The sequence below is a fragment of the Mammaliicoccus sp. J-M41 genome, assembly GCF_022385935.1.
GTDB lineage: Bacteria > Bacillota > Bacilli > Staphylococcales > Staphylococcaceae > Mammaliicoccus > Mammaliicoccus sciuri_A.
In genome coordinates this window covers 53973-69704 of the sequence record NZ_JAJNIR010000013.1, presented here as the reverse complement: position 1 = coordinate 69704, position 15732 = coordinate 53973, and the positions used below count along the sequence as shown (strand labels likewise).

Below are 15732 nucleotides of genomic sequence, written 5' to 3'. Positions count from 1 at the left end.
TTAATCGATGGTTGAAAGGAAAAATCAAAATCTGATAGTTCTTTTTTGAATGGGAAAGCTGCCACTTTAACCATTGACTCAATCATATTTTTCTCTTTAACTGCGATTTCATAATCACTCAATTTTACTAATGTATCAATAAATGACATTTCATTTTTAATGCTGAAGTCTATAACATCATCTAAGTGATTGATCATTTGATTCATTTTTAGGTATTCTAAATTTTCTTTTAATCGTCTATAATTTGTTGAATTACTCATCATACAGTTCTCCTATCGTTTTTAAATTATCTAATGCAATTTGATTAATATCATCATGATTTCCACAGGAAATCGCTAAAGTTTCTAGATAATGCTGCTTTTCATAATTTAATTTACGGCGTGTGATAGGGTGTTCAACGATTAATTTGGTGTTATAATATACATGTAATATTTGATCATAAATTTGAACTTCAACTGTTTTTCCGCAATATTTAGCTGGTACTGAATATTGATTAGTCTGATATGTAATCATATTAGAGCGGTTGACTTTCAAGTATTTATGTTTCACTTTATATGAGTTTCTTACATGTACATGTGGTAGTGTCTGTAGGGGACTCTTTTCTTTTTCCAATTCAATTATCGGTATTTTACCAGTACCTACATGTACAGAATAATTTAATCGGTCATTTAAATTTGAAATAAAAGATGGAATCTCATTTAAATAAAGCTCTCCTTGATATGCATGTATCTCATCCAATATCTTCATAATAGACTCGACTTTCCCTTTTGTTCTTGGTCTACCAGCGACACATGGTCGTACCTTAAATCCAAAATCATCAGCGAATTGCTTAAATCTACGATTGATTTGTCCACTTGAATACTCTGTTCTTGGTTGTGTCATTACAGTCTTCATATTGTCAGTTATAAGTTCTTTAGGCACACCTTCAATCGTTTCAAACGCATTGACTAATAAATTATGTAATACTTCGCTTGATTTACTCATCGTAACTTGCATAATTTTGAATCTAGAATATGATAAAAGTAATACCCCAATATTCAATGATACTTCTTGATTATCTTTAGTCTTAAATCTTATATCTTCTTTCCAGTCAAATTGCGCTTGATGACCAGGACTTGTTTCATATCTAGTTGTGCCACTTGGCGACAACTTGTGCTTTCCTCTTTTAAAATATGCATTTAATTCTTCATGTCTTGTGATATAAGCCCTAAAAGTAGAATATGCACATTCAAGTCCATGATTATCTTTTAAGTATTGCCATAATATTCGTTTATAGTAGAACTTTTGTTCACATTCATCAGACAATAACCTTTTAATTTCCTCATAATAATTATCTATTAGAGAAAATCTATTTCTTTTTTTGCTTGGCAGGTAACCATTTAGGTACTTATCAACCGTTCTTCGGTCTACACCCATCTGCCTTGCGACTTCACTCTTGTTTATTTTCATTTTTAAGCTCTCCATTATTATTTTAAAATCCTTTTTTATATTTAACGATAATTTCATTAATAATCACCTCAATAAAATTATCGCTAATTTATAAGTGTTGTACATACTTAAACAAGCAAAAGTGTACATTCTTAAACTATCATTTCCAAAGATGTGAGTTAAAGTCAGAGTAAACCCACGAGATAGCGAAAGATGTGAGTTAAAGGCGGAGTAAACCCACGAGATATCTCAATATAAAGTCTATCTATCATCAGTATTCAAAGACAATCAAAAAGAGACCTAGTTTTGGTCTCTTTATATTTTATTTAGTTTATAATCCTAATATTGTTTCTTTCAAATAATTTTTTGTCTTCATTTGATAGATTATAATCAGTGACAATAGTGTCAATATCATGTAATGATAAGCTTTTATGCAAGTATTTATTATTATATTTATCTTCAGTTACTAATAAAACTAAATGCTTAGAATTTTTTCTGAAAGCTTGTTTAATAAGTGCTTCTCCTTCGGTAGTTTCGCTAGCACCTTTGTTGAAATCGAATCCTCTGCATGAAACAAATGAAATATCAGCATTATAATTTAAAGCATCATTAAATGCTTTGGCACCATTAATAGTGTTCCTTTTTTTTACAACTGTTCCACCTATTATATTTATTTGTGCATCTGTGAATTCCGATAATAAGGATGCTGTAAGTACACCATTAGTAATAATTTGTAATCCTTCAAATTTAGATAACATTTTTACAAGATGTAAAGTAGTTGTACTTGAATCTAAAAATATTAACATATCATCTTTAATAAGAGATTTAGCGGATTCGGCAAGTTTATGTTTATTATCCTGTTCATTAAAATTAATAATTTTCATTAAATAAGGTAAATCTATTTTTTGATTATCTATGATCATTGCGCCACCACGTGTTCTTCTTACAAGACCTTTTTTTTCTAAATCAATTAAGTCTCTCTTAACAGTAGCCTCACTATATTTAACTAATTCAATTAATTCTTGAATTCTTGCAAACTGAACAATTTTTAAATGATTTATTATAATTTGCTGACGTTCTTCAATTATTTTTAACATGAAATGCCCACCTTTTTTTGTGGTTATTTATATAATTTTGCTTTTCCAGTAGTATTTAACAGATTTAATTTATACTCTACTACTTCTTTTAATTTTTTATTAGCTATGGGGTAAATTTCATTAGGTTCATATAAATCTTTATTATTACTTAGTGTATTTCTTACTTCATTAAAAAAGGCACTTTTTAAATCAGAACTTAAATTAACTTTACCAACACCATACAGTATAGATTCTTTTACTTCTTCATCAGGATTGCCAGAACCTCCATGTAATACTATTGGAATAGACAATCGGTTATTGATTTCTTTTAATAACTCTATATTTAATTTAGGTTTTTTTCCTTTAGGGTACAGACCATGAGAAGTTCCTATTGCTACAGCTAAAGTGTCTATATTAGTTTCATTAACAAAGTATTCAGCTTGATCTGGGTCAGTGTATATTATTTCATCAGTACCACCTTCAGATGATCCGTTATTACCTATTGTACCTAACTCTGCTTCTACTGAAACATCAACATTATGTGCTAGTTCTACAATTTTTTTTGTTAATTCAATATTTTCCTCAAAAGGTTTTGTTGAAGCATCAATCATAACAGAGGTATACCCATTTTTTATAGCTCTAGTAACATCATATAATGAGCCACCGTGATCTAAATGAATGACAACAGGAACTTTACTATTCAGTGCATATGCTCTCACTACAGATACGAAATTATCACCTAAATATTGAATTTCATCTGGATGAATTTCCAAAATGACTGGTGAATTTAACTCCTCTGCTTTTTCCATAATTGATTTAAGCATATCAAAACTACAAATATTAAATGCTGGAACTGCAAAATGGTGTTCATTTGCGACTTTTAGTAAGTTTTTCATATTATATAACATTATATCTCCACCTTATTTTTAATAATTTCTTTAGATTTCATTTCCTGTTCTAGTGAGACTCTTTTCTTTAAAAATCCAACAGATAATGCTGTTACAACAGTTCCGCTAATGATAGCGATTATATAAATAACTAAATGATTTATGACATTTGGAATAAATAATATCCAAATTCCACCGTGTGGAGCTAGAGATGTAACACCCGCACCCATAGATATAGCAGCTGCAGTAGCAGATCCGATTATTAGGCTAGGTATTACTCTAAGTGGATCAGCTACTGCAAATGGAATGGCACCTTCTGTAATATATGATGCACCTAATACCCAGCAAGATTTTCCAGATGTTTTTTCTTCTTCAGTAAACTTATTTTTAAATAGCAAAGTAGCTAAGGCTAAACCTAATGGAGGAGTCATACCTGCAACCATACATGCCGCTATAGGGGCATTAACACCTGCAGACATTAAACCTATTGAAAATGTAGAAATAGATTTATTTATTGGACCACCCATATCTGCTGCCATCATAGCACCGATTAAAAGTCCAAATAAAATACCTGAAGATTTACCTAGATTATTTAACCAATTTGTTAATACCTCAAGTAACCAAGATATTGGTGTATTTATTAGAAAAATCATAGCTAATCCAACTATTAAAATTGATACTAAAGGGACAATAATTAATTGGTAAAGTGCAGAAATAGAAGCTGGAATTTTAATTTTATTAGCTAATGCGTTTGTAACATACCCAGCCATTAAACCACTAATCATCCCACCTAAAAAACCAGAACCATCGACTGTTGCTAATGTACCTGCAACTAACCCTGGTGCAAATCCTGCTCTACCGGCAATTGAAGATGCTATACCAGCAGACAAAGCAGGAACCATCAATTGAAAAGCTGTATCTCCTCCAATTTTTGAAAGTGCAGCAGCAAACTTATTATATGAATCTGATTCCGGATCAGCGGCATTTATACCAAAAGCAAAACTAATAGCTATTAAAATTCCTCCAGCTATTACGAATGGTAGCATGTAATTTACACCATTCATGAAATGGTTATATATACCAGACTTATTACTTCCGGAATTATTCTCATTTTTGGTTTCAACACTTATTAAGCCAATATTATTTTTAGCTTCATCAATAATACTATTAGGGTCTTTTATTGCTTGTGCAGTAGATACTTTTTTGATTTTTCTACCATTAAATCTGTGTAAGTCGATTTCTTTATCGACAGCAATAATAATTAAATCAGCATTCTCAATATCTTCATTAGTTAAAATATTATCTGTCTTTGAACCTTGAGTTTCTATTTTTATGTTATGACCCATTTCTTTAGCAGACTTGTTAAGTTTTTCAGCTGCCATGTACGTATGAGCAATACCTGTAGGACATGCAGTAATACCAACGATATTCATAATACCCCTCCTATAAAGATAAAATATTTAATATTTCATCTGAATTATTAACTCTCTTAATATTTTCTCTGAAATTAGAATCCATTAATAACTTCGCTAATTCACTTAATAAATATAAATGAGAATCTTGTGCATTTTTAGGTAACGCAATAAGAAATACTATGTTAATTTTTGAGTTGTCTAGTGCAGTGTAATCTTGCAATTCAGACGTTTTTGCAAAAGTAATTAAAGGTTTTTTAATATATTTTGACTTTGTGTGAGGTATCCCGAAACCATCCTCAATTCCCGTTGAAATTAGTTCCTCTCTTTTGTACAAATCTTTTAGAAATTTGTTTTTGTTTTTTAAATAACCATTTTGATATAAGCTCTCTGAAAGTGAGTTAAAGAGTTCATCTTTAGTTTTAATATTTTCATTAAAAATAAATGTATTTTTATCAATAAGGTCTGTAATATTCAAAATAACACCTCCTCTTTATAAGTAAGCGCTTACTTATTGTGTTCAAGCATAGCAATTGTATTCATACTGTTCAATACTTTGAACGATTTATGTCATTTAGAACGAATATTGTTCAAATAATTAATAAATATGAACGAAATCAATCATTTATAAGTCTGAAATATTAGAAAAGTTCTTGAAATAAAAATTGTATTATCAACAACTGTTAGAATGATTTTTTTAAATCCTATTTCATACCATTTCTATAAGCATTTAATTGGCATGTTATTTTCTGATGGTGGTATAGTGTTATTTCATAAGGAGGAGTTATTGAAAATGAACAAAAAATATGAACCTTTATTTAAATCTTTAAAATTACCGAATGGTGTGGAAGTAAAGAATAGATTTGTGCTTGCGCCATTAACACATGTTTCATCAAATGAAGATGGTACGATTTCTGATATTGAAATTCCATATATAGAAAAACGTTCTCAAGATGTAGGTATTTCTATTACTGCTGCGAGTTATGTTGAACCGCTTGGCCAAGCTTTTCCTGGACAACCTTCTGTTTCTAAAGAAGCGGATCTTGCTGGGCTTAAGAAACAAGCTGAAGTTATGAAGAAAAATGGTGCGAAAGCTTTAATTCAAATCCATCATGGTGGTGCGATGTCATTACCTGGATTAACGCCAACTGGTGAAGCGGCTGCTCCTAGTGAAGTTGAAGTGAAAGGCTTCGGACAACAAGAAACACATGTTGCGAGAGCATTAACTGTAGAAGAAATTGAACATACTATTGAATCTTTCGCTAACGCTACTAAAATAGCAATTGAAGCTGGCTTTGACGGTGTTGAAATTCATGGTGCGAACCATTATTTAATTCATCAATTCTTCTCACCATACTACAACAGAAGAGATGATGAGTGGGGCGAACATATTAAATATCCTTTAGCAGTTGTTGATGCTGTACTTAAAGTTGTACGTGAACATGCAACACCTGACTTTATCGTAGGTTATCGCTTCTCTCCTGAAGAAGTAGAATCTCCAGGTATTTCTATGGAATTAACAGAACAACTTGTTAAGACTTTATCTGAAAAACCACTTGATTACTTACATGTATCATTAATGGATATTCATTCAACAACAAGAGAAGGTCAATATAAAGGTGAAGAACGTATTAAATTATTATTAGAATGGATAAATGGTCGTGTGCCATTAATAGGAATTGGTTCAATCTTTACTGCTGACGATGCATTATCAGCAATTGAAACAGGTGCACCACTTATTGCACTTGGTAGAGAATTGTTACTTGATTACCAATTCGTTTCAAAAATCGAACAAGGAAAAGAAGACGAAATCGTTTCTGTATTCGATCCTGAAAGAGTAGATAAACATGATTTACCAGACCCATTATGGAAACAGTTTGTAGCAGGTTTCTACCCATTACCAAGAACTGATCAAGAAACTTCTCAAACTAAATAATCCATAATTTTATATATATAGTTTTGATTAGCTGAGGCATTTGATTGCCTCAGCTTTTTTGTACTCTGAACATATATTTTTGGTGTGTTAAACTTGAAACAATAATTGAAAAATTGAATGAGGTGTACAACGTGAATCAAAATGAGCTAAAGAGAGAAGTTGCTTATGAAGCGGTTAATGATATTCAAGATGGTATGACGATAGGAATTGGTACAGGTTCAACTATGCGTTATGCAATAGAGAAGTTAGGTGAACGTGTTAAAAATGGCCTTCAAATTAAAGGTGTACCAACATCTGAAGATACTGCTGAATTAACGCGTATTCATCAAATTCCGCTTACTGATTTTTCAGAAGTGAGCCATTTAGATTTAGTTATAGATGGTGCTGATGAAGTGGATGAAAATCTTCAATTGATTAAAGGTGGCGGTGGTGCGCTACTACGTGAAAAAATTGTTGCGAATGCAACGGATAATTTTATTGTGATTATAGATGAAACGAAATACGTTAAGACGTTAGGTAAGTTTAAGCTACCAGTAGAAGTTGTGCCTTTTGGATGGGAAATCACAGCACGTGCAATTGAAAGTTTAGGTTGCCAAGCGACATTGCGAATGAAAGATTCAAATGTATATGTGACAGACAACGATCATTACATATTAGATTGTGAGTTTGGAGAGATTCATCATCCAGAACAATTAAATCAAGATTTAATATCTATTATAGGCGTTGTAGAGACTGGATTATTTATTAATATGACGAAAAAAGTATTCATGAGTCGTTCTGAAACGCAAAGTGTCGTTATAATCGAGAATTAATAATGAGTTCATAGTAGTTAATAAACAGTTAATGGTTTATTGATGATATAGGGCATAAACTTAACATATCAACTAAAGAGGAGATGTGTTAAGTGAACTTAACTAAAACAACATTTGGAGCATTTGCATTAACAACAACTATATTATTAGGTGCATGTGGTAATAATGATATGCATAAAGACGATAAGATGGATACGAAAACTGAAATGAAAGATAAAGACATGAGTAAAGAAAACATGAAAGACATGATAATGTCTGGTATGTTTGAATCTATGAATGGTGAAAAAGTAGAAGGTAAAGCAATGATTAAAGATAGTAAATTAATGTTAACAGATTTCAAATCATCAAAAGGACCTGACTTACATGTTTATTTAACTAAAGATGGCGATGTTAAAAAAGGAATGAAAATTGATAAAGTAGACTACGATAAGGTGGAACAAACATTTGATTTAAAAGACATGGACACATCTAAATATAATGAAGTGACAATTTATTGTGATAAAGCACATGTTGTATTCGGTAGTGCTAAATTAGGGAGTGTAAAATAAACTGTGAAGTAGAGTCGTACGTTCTCTACTTACACAGTTTATTTTACACTCCCAATTCAGAATGATGAATTGGGGGTTCTTGTTTGAATTTATGATGTTACTTCACCTAATAAATGAAGCCATTTCTTAATAATTTCACTTTGTGCATATTTTTGTGATTCCGTCATACAGGTATCTCGGAATGTTTTTTGCAGGTCAGGATTACTTAAATAAGACTTAATGGTTTCATAAAGTTTGTCTTCATCATTTCTAGGAACAAGATAACCATTTTTACCGTTAACAATCAGTTCACTTGGTCCATAAGGGATGTCATAACTGATCGCAGGTAATCCATTAGATAAAGATTCCAGTAATGCCAACGAAAATCCTTCCATATTACTTGTAATCATGCTCGCATGAAAGTGATGCATCTCATTAGTAATGTTAGGTATAAATCCACGGAATTTAATATGGTTTTCTAAGTTTAATGAATCCGTTAATTCTTTTAGTTTATTCAATTCGCCACCAAATCCAAATAAATGAAGTTCAATTTGATCGAAATCGTCTTTCAGTTTATTGATGAGTCGAATTTGATGATCAAGTTGTTTCTCAGGTGCATATCGTGCTATAGACATTAATTTCAGAGGACCATGAGGCACAACTGGTGTGAAATTCGCTTCTTTTTGTTGAGCATATCCAACTGGAATATTAAAGACAGGTATTTTCGATTGAATACGTTTCTCTACATCTTTCTTTTGTTGAACAGTAGATACTAAAATGCCAGAAAAACGGTCTAAATGATTAAAGACACAGTTATAAATATTTTTAATATCTGAACCTTCAATATCATTGTTGTTTTTCACATGTGTACTGTGTAATACAGAAATAACCGGTACTTTTTTGTCTGTGATTAAAAATGGTGGAGAAGTGATGGCTGTCTTATCGCTAAAGAACAAGACACCATCTTTGTATAACTGTTCATAGAAGAATGCTATCAGTTCATTTGTATTATCAAATGTATAATCTTTAGCGTTATAATCAAAGAGCATTATTCGTGTGACAACTTCTTTTTCTTGATAAGGATCGAAATAAACTTCAAGCTTTATTTTCCCACTTGGTGTTAAATACGTATCACATACAGGCATTTCTTTCGTACGCATATATCTAACACGACTTAAGAAACCTCTAGAATCGTAATATTCTCGTTTCATTTTGACATTTCTCGTATCAAAATAGTTAACATAGTCTAATAATTTATAGTTTGAATCACGAAAGCTTGCATATATAATTCTTGTACCATTTTGATAAACCCTTAAATCGTTTGTATTAGGAACATATTTAATCTCATAATTAAGGTCATCTTCCCAGAATGCTATCCAGTCTCTAACCGTATTAATTTGAACGTTGATGGATTCTTGGAAGAAATCATACATAGAAAAGACTTGTTTACTTACGCCGAACGTATGGGCATTTTTATGTAAACTTGAATTCCAAGCTAACGTGATAATTTTAGCTTCCAAGTTGAAATCGTTAAATAGTTTTAGTCTATTCATGACAGACTTTTCTATACCTGTTATTTTATGATTGATATTATTCACTATAAAATAGTTCACTTTGAAATCACCTACAAAATAAAATTTTATATACATATAATATACGCCATTTTTTGTGGTAATGTTAGTGTAGTTTGTTAAAAATTTACAAACAGTTCGTTTTAAAAGAAAGTATAAATCGCTATTGTTTCGAAATTTTTGTTATAATAAATGAAATACATTTATTTATAAAAAGAATTTGTTAATTTATTGAAATGAGGATAAATAAATGAGTATGAAACAGATATTCAAAGATAATGAGCCAATTTTTCAAGAACAAACGAAGTATGTGACCTTGAAATCGTGTTTGCTCATTATAATATGCATGGGTGCATATACATCGATTGCGCTAGCAAGCAATTGGTTCATTGTATTAATAGGGTGTGTATTATTTATTCTGTTACTTTATTTAATACATAGATTCCAATTACAACTCATTAAAATTGAAGCTTTAAAGAAAGAAGATATCAAATATACATTGCGTACATTAGGTATAGCACTTATTATGTATTGGACTGTATCGGCAATTATAGGACAACCACAAAATCAAATGGAAGTATATAAAGATTTAAATATATTACCCCTATACATATCTATTATTATATTTGTAATACTAGGACCAATATTTGAAGAACTTATATTTCGAGGTTTCATGCTAAAAGGGATGTTTAAAGGACATCTATTAATAGGATATATCGTATCTAGCGTATTATTTGGATTGTCACATGGACCATCAAGTATAGGTGAGTTTATCATTTACTTTGGATTAGGATTATTATTTGGTGCACTTTATTTAAACACTAATCGATTAGAAGTAGCCATAGTAGCGCATGGATTAAATAATTTAATACATATTCTTATATATTTAGTGTTTTTTAATTAGATATCGTGCGTTTCTCATTTAAACAAAAATAAAGCTGGAGCCATTTGTTGTTAAAGATGTCTCCAGCTTTTTCTATATAATTAAAATTACTGTACAGTTTCGGTCATTTTAGATGTTAAATCTAATATGGATGTTTGATTGAGTGTATCAATAATTTGTTGATCTACTTGTGTGTAAACATCATCTAATGCAGACTGTATATTTTGTCCGACGATACAATCTGGATTTGTGTCTTGATGAATTTTAGCGAAATGCTCTTCATCTTGAATAAGTTTATAAACGTCGCCTAATAAAATTTGGTCTGCTGATTGAGCAAGTCGATAGCCTGATTTACCTTGTTGGCTCTCGATTAAGTTACCATTTCTTAAATATTTACATATTTTTCTTACAAGTGTAGGGTTACTATTAATGCTACCTGCTATAAATTTACTAGATATAGGTTCTTTGTTCACAGATAGTAATGATAATATATGAATTGCTACTGATATTTGTGTATTCACGCTTTTCACCTCTTAGATTCCTTATTTATTATAACTTTGAGAGATGAGAATTGCGATAGTAAATGTGTATTATTTTGATAATACAGAAATTCTTTCTTGGATATGGTTACCTTCAGTTGCTTCATCTACTAATGCAATGGCGTAATCAGCATAGCTTATTTTACTTTCACCTTTATCGTTTAAAGTGAAGACTTCCCCAGCTAAAATGTATTCTCCAGTTCTTTCTCCATCAGCTATGAATTCTGCTGCAGGACTGATAAATGTCCAGCGTACGTCATCTCTTTTACGAAGGTCTACAAGTGCTTTACCTTGAACTTTTGCAAGTGGTTTAAATACTTCTGGAAAATCAGGTGTATCGAATAGTTGATTTTCTAATTGATCATCAACGTATAAACTACCAGCGCCTCCGATAATGATTAATCGTGTGTTTGTGTTTGATAAAATATCACTTAAATGTTGAATAGAGTCTTGGTGTAAATGAAGTTTGCCTTCTCTAATTTCACCGAAAGCATCTACAACAACATCGAATTGTGTTAAGTCTTCACTTGTTAAATCAAATATATCTTTAATAATAGATTGTGTTGCCACTGTTTTATTTTCGTTACGAACGATGGCTGTTACATCTAAACCTCTGTTAATTGCTTCTTCTGTAATTAATTTACCTGCTTTACCGTTTGCTGCTATAATACCTATTTTCATTTTACATAACCTCTTTCTTGTATTTAATTTAGATATAAGTTGAGTATAATATGTATATCTGGTTTTGTTAAAGATTTTGTGTATAAAAAAACTGCTATGTGGAAATCCACATAGCAGAAGTTTGTTTATTTATATCTTACCACCAGTTGTTAGCTTGACGGAAAGCAATTGCAGCTTCGATTGAACCGTAACGTTCTTTAGCATAATTGATCATGCCTTTAGTTTGTTCAGTAACACTACCTGTACCCCAAGATTCTTTAGTTTGACCAAGACCTCTGTAGCCAAGTTCATTTACGGCATTTGGGTTACCGCTAGATTCAGGCATTACGATGTTATCCCATAATGCTTTTGTACCGCCAGCAGCGATAAACTCTTTATATACTTCACTTTTATTAGATGAATCAGTTGATTCTGTAGTTTGAGTTACTTGAGTCGGTTGAGCGACTTGTGTAGTTGTATAGTTATAGTTTGTATTTTGATTAGAGTAGTTTGTATATTCACTTGCATCTGCTTGAGCGCCAAATCCAGAAGCAATAATTCCTGCTGTAGCTGTTGTTGCAAATAATAATTTCTTCATAAAAAAATATCCTCCATGTGCTATTTAAAGCATTTATAAATTTTGTATCTTTATTACTTCATACACTCTAACATCATTTTTGATATCATAGGTTACAGGAGAATAAAAATAAAATTTCTTTTATGACAGTCAGATTAAAAAGATAATAGGCATATGACAAGTTGTAATTTGAAACGTTTACAGTAACTTTATAGAAATAGAGGTGTATTATTATGGAAAGAATTAAGCTTAAGATGATTAGAAATCATTTAGACAACATACCTGAATATGAATTACCAGAAGGTTATTCGATTAGAATGTTTGAAGAAGGGGACGAACGTCTTTGGGCAGAAGTTGAAACTGCTGCAGAGGAATTTTCAAATATAGACGAAGCATTGCAAAGGTTTCATAAAGAATTTGGCTCTCATATAGAAGAAATGAAATATAGATGTTTATTTATTGAGAATGCATCAGGTGATGTAATAGGGACGACGACAGCATGGTTCGGTCAGTTACCTTTAACGGACTCACATTTGGGTAGAATACATTTCGTAGCCATTAAACCAGAATATCAAGGTAAGAAATTATCAAAGCCATTATTAAGTGCAGCACTTAACAAAATAATTGAGCTTGGTCATAAAGAAGTATATTTAACGACACAAACAACGAGTTATCCAGCAATTAATATGTATTTAAATTATGGTTTCGAACCATATGATCCAGACAACACGGATCAAAAAGGTTGGTTGATGATGGAAGATATATTAAATAGGAGTTAAACGTATAAAAAATGCCCCTATACCATTATTCCCGTGGTATAGGGGCTATTAATATGGATGCATTAATAAGTACTTAAAACTGCATAAGTACTATCTATATAAGGTGTTGTTAAATTGTGTTTTTGGCTAACTTTGTAGATATAACCTTGTATAAATGCTGTTTCTAAAGGTCTTTCACTTATGATGTCGTAATACATACTTGTACCCATATCATCAGGGTAGCCTTCATAAATTTTCATAATGCTCTCTTCAAAATCATCATCAAAATATATACCTTCAGCTTTAGCGACATGATTACCTTCAACTAATAAGTTGTAACAAAGTGAATGTATTTGATTGTGTTTAAGTACACGAGCTGGTTGTCTCGTAAGAGCAGTTACCGTATTAATCCCTAAATTGACGATTAATTTATACCAAACATGTTGATCATAATCTTCGAGACATTCAATATTAAGTAAACTATCTTCGGTTAAACTTTTAATATCTAATGTTTGCGCGTGATTAGGTAATCTTAAAGTCCAATCTCTAAAGTGCGTGACGACGTTGCCTTCTTTTTGTCCGCTTATATATACGACAGCATGAAATTTGTGTGGGTGATCAATTTTTTCTAACTGTCCATAGCCATTTTGAGTTAAAATAATAACGCTATTAGCATGTAGGATATGATGAAGATACGGGATGATTGCGTCGAGTTGCGTTGCTTTGACAGCAATAAATAAGATATCTACTTTTTCATGTGCATCTTCTAAAGATTGAACGGGAAATGAATGTTGCACATCTTGATTGTATTCTTGGAAATAGACTGTAGCATTTGATCTTCCAAACAGCGTAACATCAAGGTTTGATTGCGTTAAAGCAAATGTAATGGCTGTACCCACAGCGCCAGGACCGATTATTCCAAACTTTTTCATTTATTATTTTCCTTTCAATGTTAATATATACATAATAACAAATATAAGAAGGTGGTACGGGATGAAAACCATTAAACAATTGTTGTCCATGAAAGAACAAAAAGAAAAAATATCCATGATTACAGCATACGATTATCCAAGTGCTAAACAAGCAGAAGCAGCAGGTATAGACACTATTTTAGTAGGCGATTCTTTAGGAATGGTTGTGTTGGGCTACGATAGTACAGTCGAAGTGACAATGGAAGATATGATACATCATGCGAAAGCTGTTAGAAGAGGTGCACCAGAAAGTTACGTAATCGTTGATGTACCTTTTGGAGCAGTAGGTATCGACCATACAACGGATATGAAAAATGCGATTCAATTGTATAAAGATACTAAAGCAAACGCTGTGAAAATCGAAGGTGTGCATACGACATTGATCCAAGGTTGTACTCAAATTGGTGTGCCAGTCGTATCTCATTTAGGCTTAACACCTCAAAGTGTCGGCATTACAGGTTATAAATTACAAGCAAGTTCAAAAAGAGAAGCTGAACAATTGATAAAAGATGCGAAAGCAGTTGAACAGGCAGGGGCAGTAATGCTCGTATTAGAAGCGATTCCAAGTGATTTAGCTGAAGTGATTACGGAACAACTGACAATTCCAGTTATCGGTATTGGCGCAGGAAAAGGTACAGATGGTCAAGTACTGGTATATCATGATTTATTAAATTACGGTTCAGAACATATTGCTAAATTTGTGAAACAATATGGTGATTTTTCAAATGGTGTAGATGCACTAAAAGCATATCATGAAGAAGTTAAAAGTGGTGCATTCCCTTCAGAAGCACACACATATAAGAAGAAAGTGATGGGGGAGACAGAGTAGTGACGCAAGTAGTAGAACGTATTAAAGATATGAATTCAATCGTATCTCAATTTAAATCTCAAGGTAAAACAATAGGACTCGTACCAACGATGGGTGCATTGCACGATGGTCATTTAAAAATGATGAAACAATCAATAGAAGAAAATGATGTAACTGCAGTGAGTATTTTTGTAAATCCATTACAATTCGGACCTAATGAAGATTTTGATGATTACCCAAGACCATTTGAATCTGATTTAGAGAAACTTAAACAAATTGGCGTAGATTATGTATTTCATCCAACAGTTGAAGAAATGTATCCAGGAGAACTAGAGATGACGATTACTGTAGGTCGTTTAGCACAAGTGCTAGAAGGTAAGAAAAGACCAGGTCACTTTGATGGTGTTGTCACAGTCGTTAATAAGTTGTTTAATATTATTCAACCAACACGCGCTTACTTTGGTAGAAAAGACGCACAACAACTCGCTATAATAGAAAAAATGGTAGAAGACTTTAACCACTCAGTTCAAATCGTACCAATAGATATCGTAAGAGAAGAAGATGGGCTAGCAAAAAGTTCAAGAAATATCTATTTAACAGAACAAGAAAGAATAGAAGCCGTACATTTATCTAAAAGTTTAACATTAGCTAAGAAGAAATATGATGAAGGTGAAAGAAATAGTGACGTCTTAATACAAGCCATCACGCAATATTTAGAAAGTAACGTGAGCGGAGATATAGTAGAAGTCGCTATTTACAGTTATCCAGAATTAGAAGAACAACATACAATAGAAGGACAAATCTTTATTTCACTAGCCGTTAAATTTAGCCAAGCAAGATTAATAGATAATATTATCATATAGGAAAGTATTGAAGCCGATTGTGCA

18 protein-coding genes are annotated in these 15732 nt (G+C 31.8%); 7 read left to right on the top strand and 11 right to left on the bottom strand.

Annotated elements, in window-relative coordinates:
- The 6 genes from LQ686_RS07090 to LQ686_RS07065 all read right to left on the bottom strand — a co-directional run.
- Positions 1–260: ATP-binding protein (locus tag LQ686_RS07090; protein ID WP_239733236.1), on the bottom strand; the 260-nt coding region annotated here is incomplete at its 3' end.
- Positions 253–1506, bottom strand: coding sequence for an IS21 family transposase (gene istA / locus LQ686_RS07085; RefSeq protein ID WP_219926097.1), 1254 nt, complete (start codon positions 1504–1506; stop codon positions 253–255). The genes istA and LQ686_RS07090, both read right to left, overlap by 8 nt.
- A 248-nt stretch (positions 1507–1754) precedes the next feature.
- Positions 1755–2525, bottom strand: coding sequence for a DeoR/GlpR family DNA-binding transcription regulator (locus LQ686_RS07080; protein ID WP_096791020.1), 771 nt, complete (start codon positions 2523–2525; stop codon positions 1755–1757).
- Positions 2526–2548: 23 nt separating this feature from the next.
- A complete protein-coding gene (locus LQ686_RS07075; protein ID WP_107573015.1) occupies positions 2549–3412 on the bottom strand; it encodes a ketose-bisphosphate aldolase in 864 nt (287 codons plus the stop codon).
- Positions 3412–4824: a PTS fructose transporter subunit IIC gene (locus LQ686_RS07070; RefSeq protein WP_107573016.1), complete on the bottom strand. Its 1413-nt coding sequence runs from the start codon at positions 4822–4824 to the stop codon at positions 3412–3414. Before LQ686_RS07070 ends, LQ686_RS07075 begins: the two co-directional genes overlap by 1 nt.
- Before the next feature lie 10 nt (positions 4825–4834).
- A complete protein-coding gene (locus tag LQ686_RS07065) occupies positions 4835–5281 on the bottom strand; it encodes a PTS sugar transporter subunit IIA (RefSeq protein ID WP_239733235.1) in 447 nt (148 codons plus the stop codon).
- Positions 5282–5596: 315 nt separating this feature from the next.
- Between LQ686_RS07065 and LQ686_RS07060 the strand changes: the two genes are divergently transcribed.
- The 3 genes from LQ686_RS07060 (at position 5597) to LQ686_RS07050 (ending at position 8099) form a co-directional block, all read left to right on the top strand.
- Positions 5597–6739 (top strand): NADH-dependent flavin oxidoreductase, encoded by a 1143-nt coding sequence (locus LQ686_RS07060; RefSeq protein ID WP_025906356.1) that lies wholly within the window; start codon positions 5597–5599, stop codon positions 6737–6739.
- 131 nt (positions 6740–6870) lie between these two features.
- Positions 6871–7551 (top strand): ribose-5-phosphate isomerase RpiA, encoded by a 681-nt coding sequence (rpiA, locus tag LQ686_RS07055; protein WP_025906354.1) that lies wholly within the window; start codon positions 6871–6873, stop codon positions 7549–7551.
- 92 nt (positions 7552–7643) lie between these two features.
- Positions 7644–8099 carry a DM13 domain-containing protein gene (locus tag LQ686_RS07050; RefSeq protein WP_119475256.1) on the top strand — a complete coding sequence of 152 codons (456 nt, stop codon included), beginning with the start codon at positions 7644–7646 and terminating at the stop codon, positions 8097–8099.
- A gap of 89 nt (positions 8100–8188) precedes the next feature.
- On the opposite strand, the gene LQ686_RS07045 is transcribed toward LQ686_RS07050, so the two are convergent.
- The gene (locus LQ686_RS07045; protein ID WP_239733234.1) at positions 8189–9691 is read right to left on the bottom strand and encodes a glycosyltransferase; all 1503 of its coding nucleotides are present in this window, start codon (positions 9689–9691) and stop codon (positions 8189–8191) included.
- 208 nt (positions 9692–9899) lie between these two features.
- On the opposite strand from LQ686_RS07045, the gene LQ686_RS07040 reads away from it, so the two are divergent.
- Entirely contained in the window at positions 9900–10553 is a 654-nt protein-coding gene (locus tag LQ686_RS07040; protein ID WP_025906350.1) for a CPBP family intramembrane glutamic endopeptidase, read from the top strand.
- A gap of 86 nt (positions 10554–10639) precedes the next feature.
- Here the strand turns inward: LQ686_RS07040 and LQ686_RS07035 are convergent, their stop codons facing one another.
- From LQ686_RS07035 to LQ686_RS07025, 3 genes are all read right to left on the bottom strand, one after another.
- Entirely contained in the window at positions 10640–11053 is a 414-nt protein-coding gene (locus tag LQ686_RS07035; RefSeq protein ID WP_025906348.1) for an Rrf2 family transcriptional regulator, read from the bottom strand.
- Positions 11054–11122: 69 nt separating this feature from the next.
- Positions 11123–11752, bottom strand: coding sequence for an NAD(P)-dependent oxidoreductase (locus tag LQ686_RS07030; RefSeq protein ID WP_107573020.1), 630 nt, complete (start codon positions 11750–11752; stop codon positions 11123–11125).
- 136 nt (positions 11753–11888) lie between these two features.
- Entirely contained in the window at positions 11889–12329 is a 441-nt protein-coding gene (locus LQ686_RS07025; RefSeq protein WP_239733233.1) for an aggregation-promoting factor C-terminal-like domain-containing protein, read from the bottom strand.
- A 212-nt stretch (positions 12330–12541) separates the two neighbouring features.
- On the opposite strand from LQ686_RS07025, the gene LQ686_RS07020 reads away from it, so the two are divergent.
- Positions 12542–13087 (top strand): GNAT family N-acetyltransferase, encoded by a 546-nt coding sequence (locus tag LQ686_RS07020; RefSeq protein ID WP_025905749.1) that lies wholly within the window; start codon positions 12542–12544, stop codon positions 13085–13087.
- Positions 13088–13149: 62 nt separating this feature from the next.
- Here LQ686_RS07020 and LQ686_RS07015 read toward each other — a convergent pair whose 3' ends face one another.
- On the bottom strand, positions 13150–13998 hold the full coding sequence (locus LQ686_RS07015; RefSeq protein ID WP_119651102.1) for an oxidoreductase: 849 nt from the start codon (positions 13996–13998) through the stop codon (positions 13150–13152).
- A 61-nt stretch (positions 13999–14059) separates the two neighbouring features.
- On the opposite strand from LQ686_RS07015, the gene panB reads away from it, so the two are divergent.
- Together panB and panC are read left to right on the top strand one after the other, a co-directional pair.
- Positions 14060–14866 (top strand): 3-methyl-2-oxobutanoate hydroxymethyltransferase, encoded by an 807-nt coding sequence (gene panB / locus LQ686_RS07010; RefSeq protein WP_119651103.1) that lies wholly within the window; start codon positions 14060–14062, stop codon positions 14864–14866.
- Complete coding sequence (panC, locus tag LQ686_RS07005; protein ID WP_107590524.1) at positions 14866–15708, top strand: pantoate--beta-alanine ligase; 843 nt, start codon at positions 14866–14868, stop codon at positions 15706–15708. Before panB ends, panC begins: the two co-directional genes overlap by 1 nt.
- Positions 15709–15732: the final 24 nt, after the last annotated feature.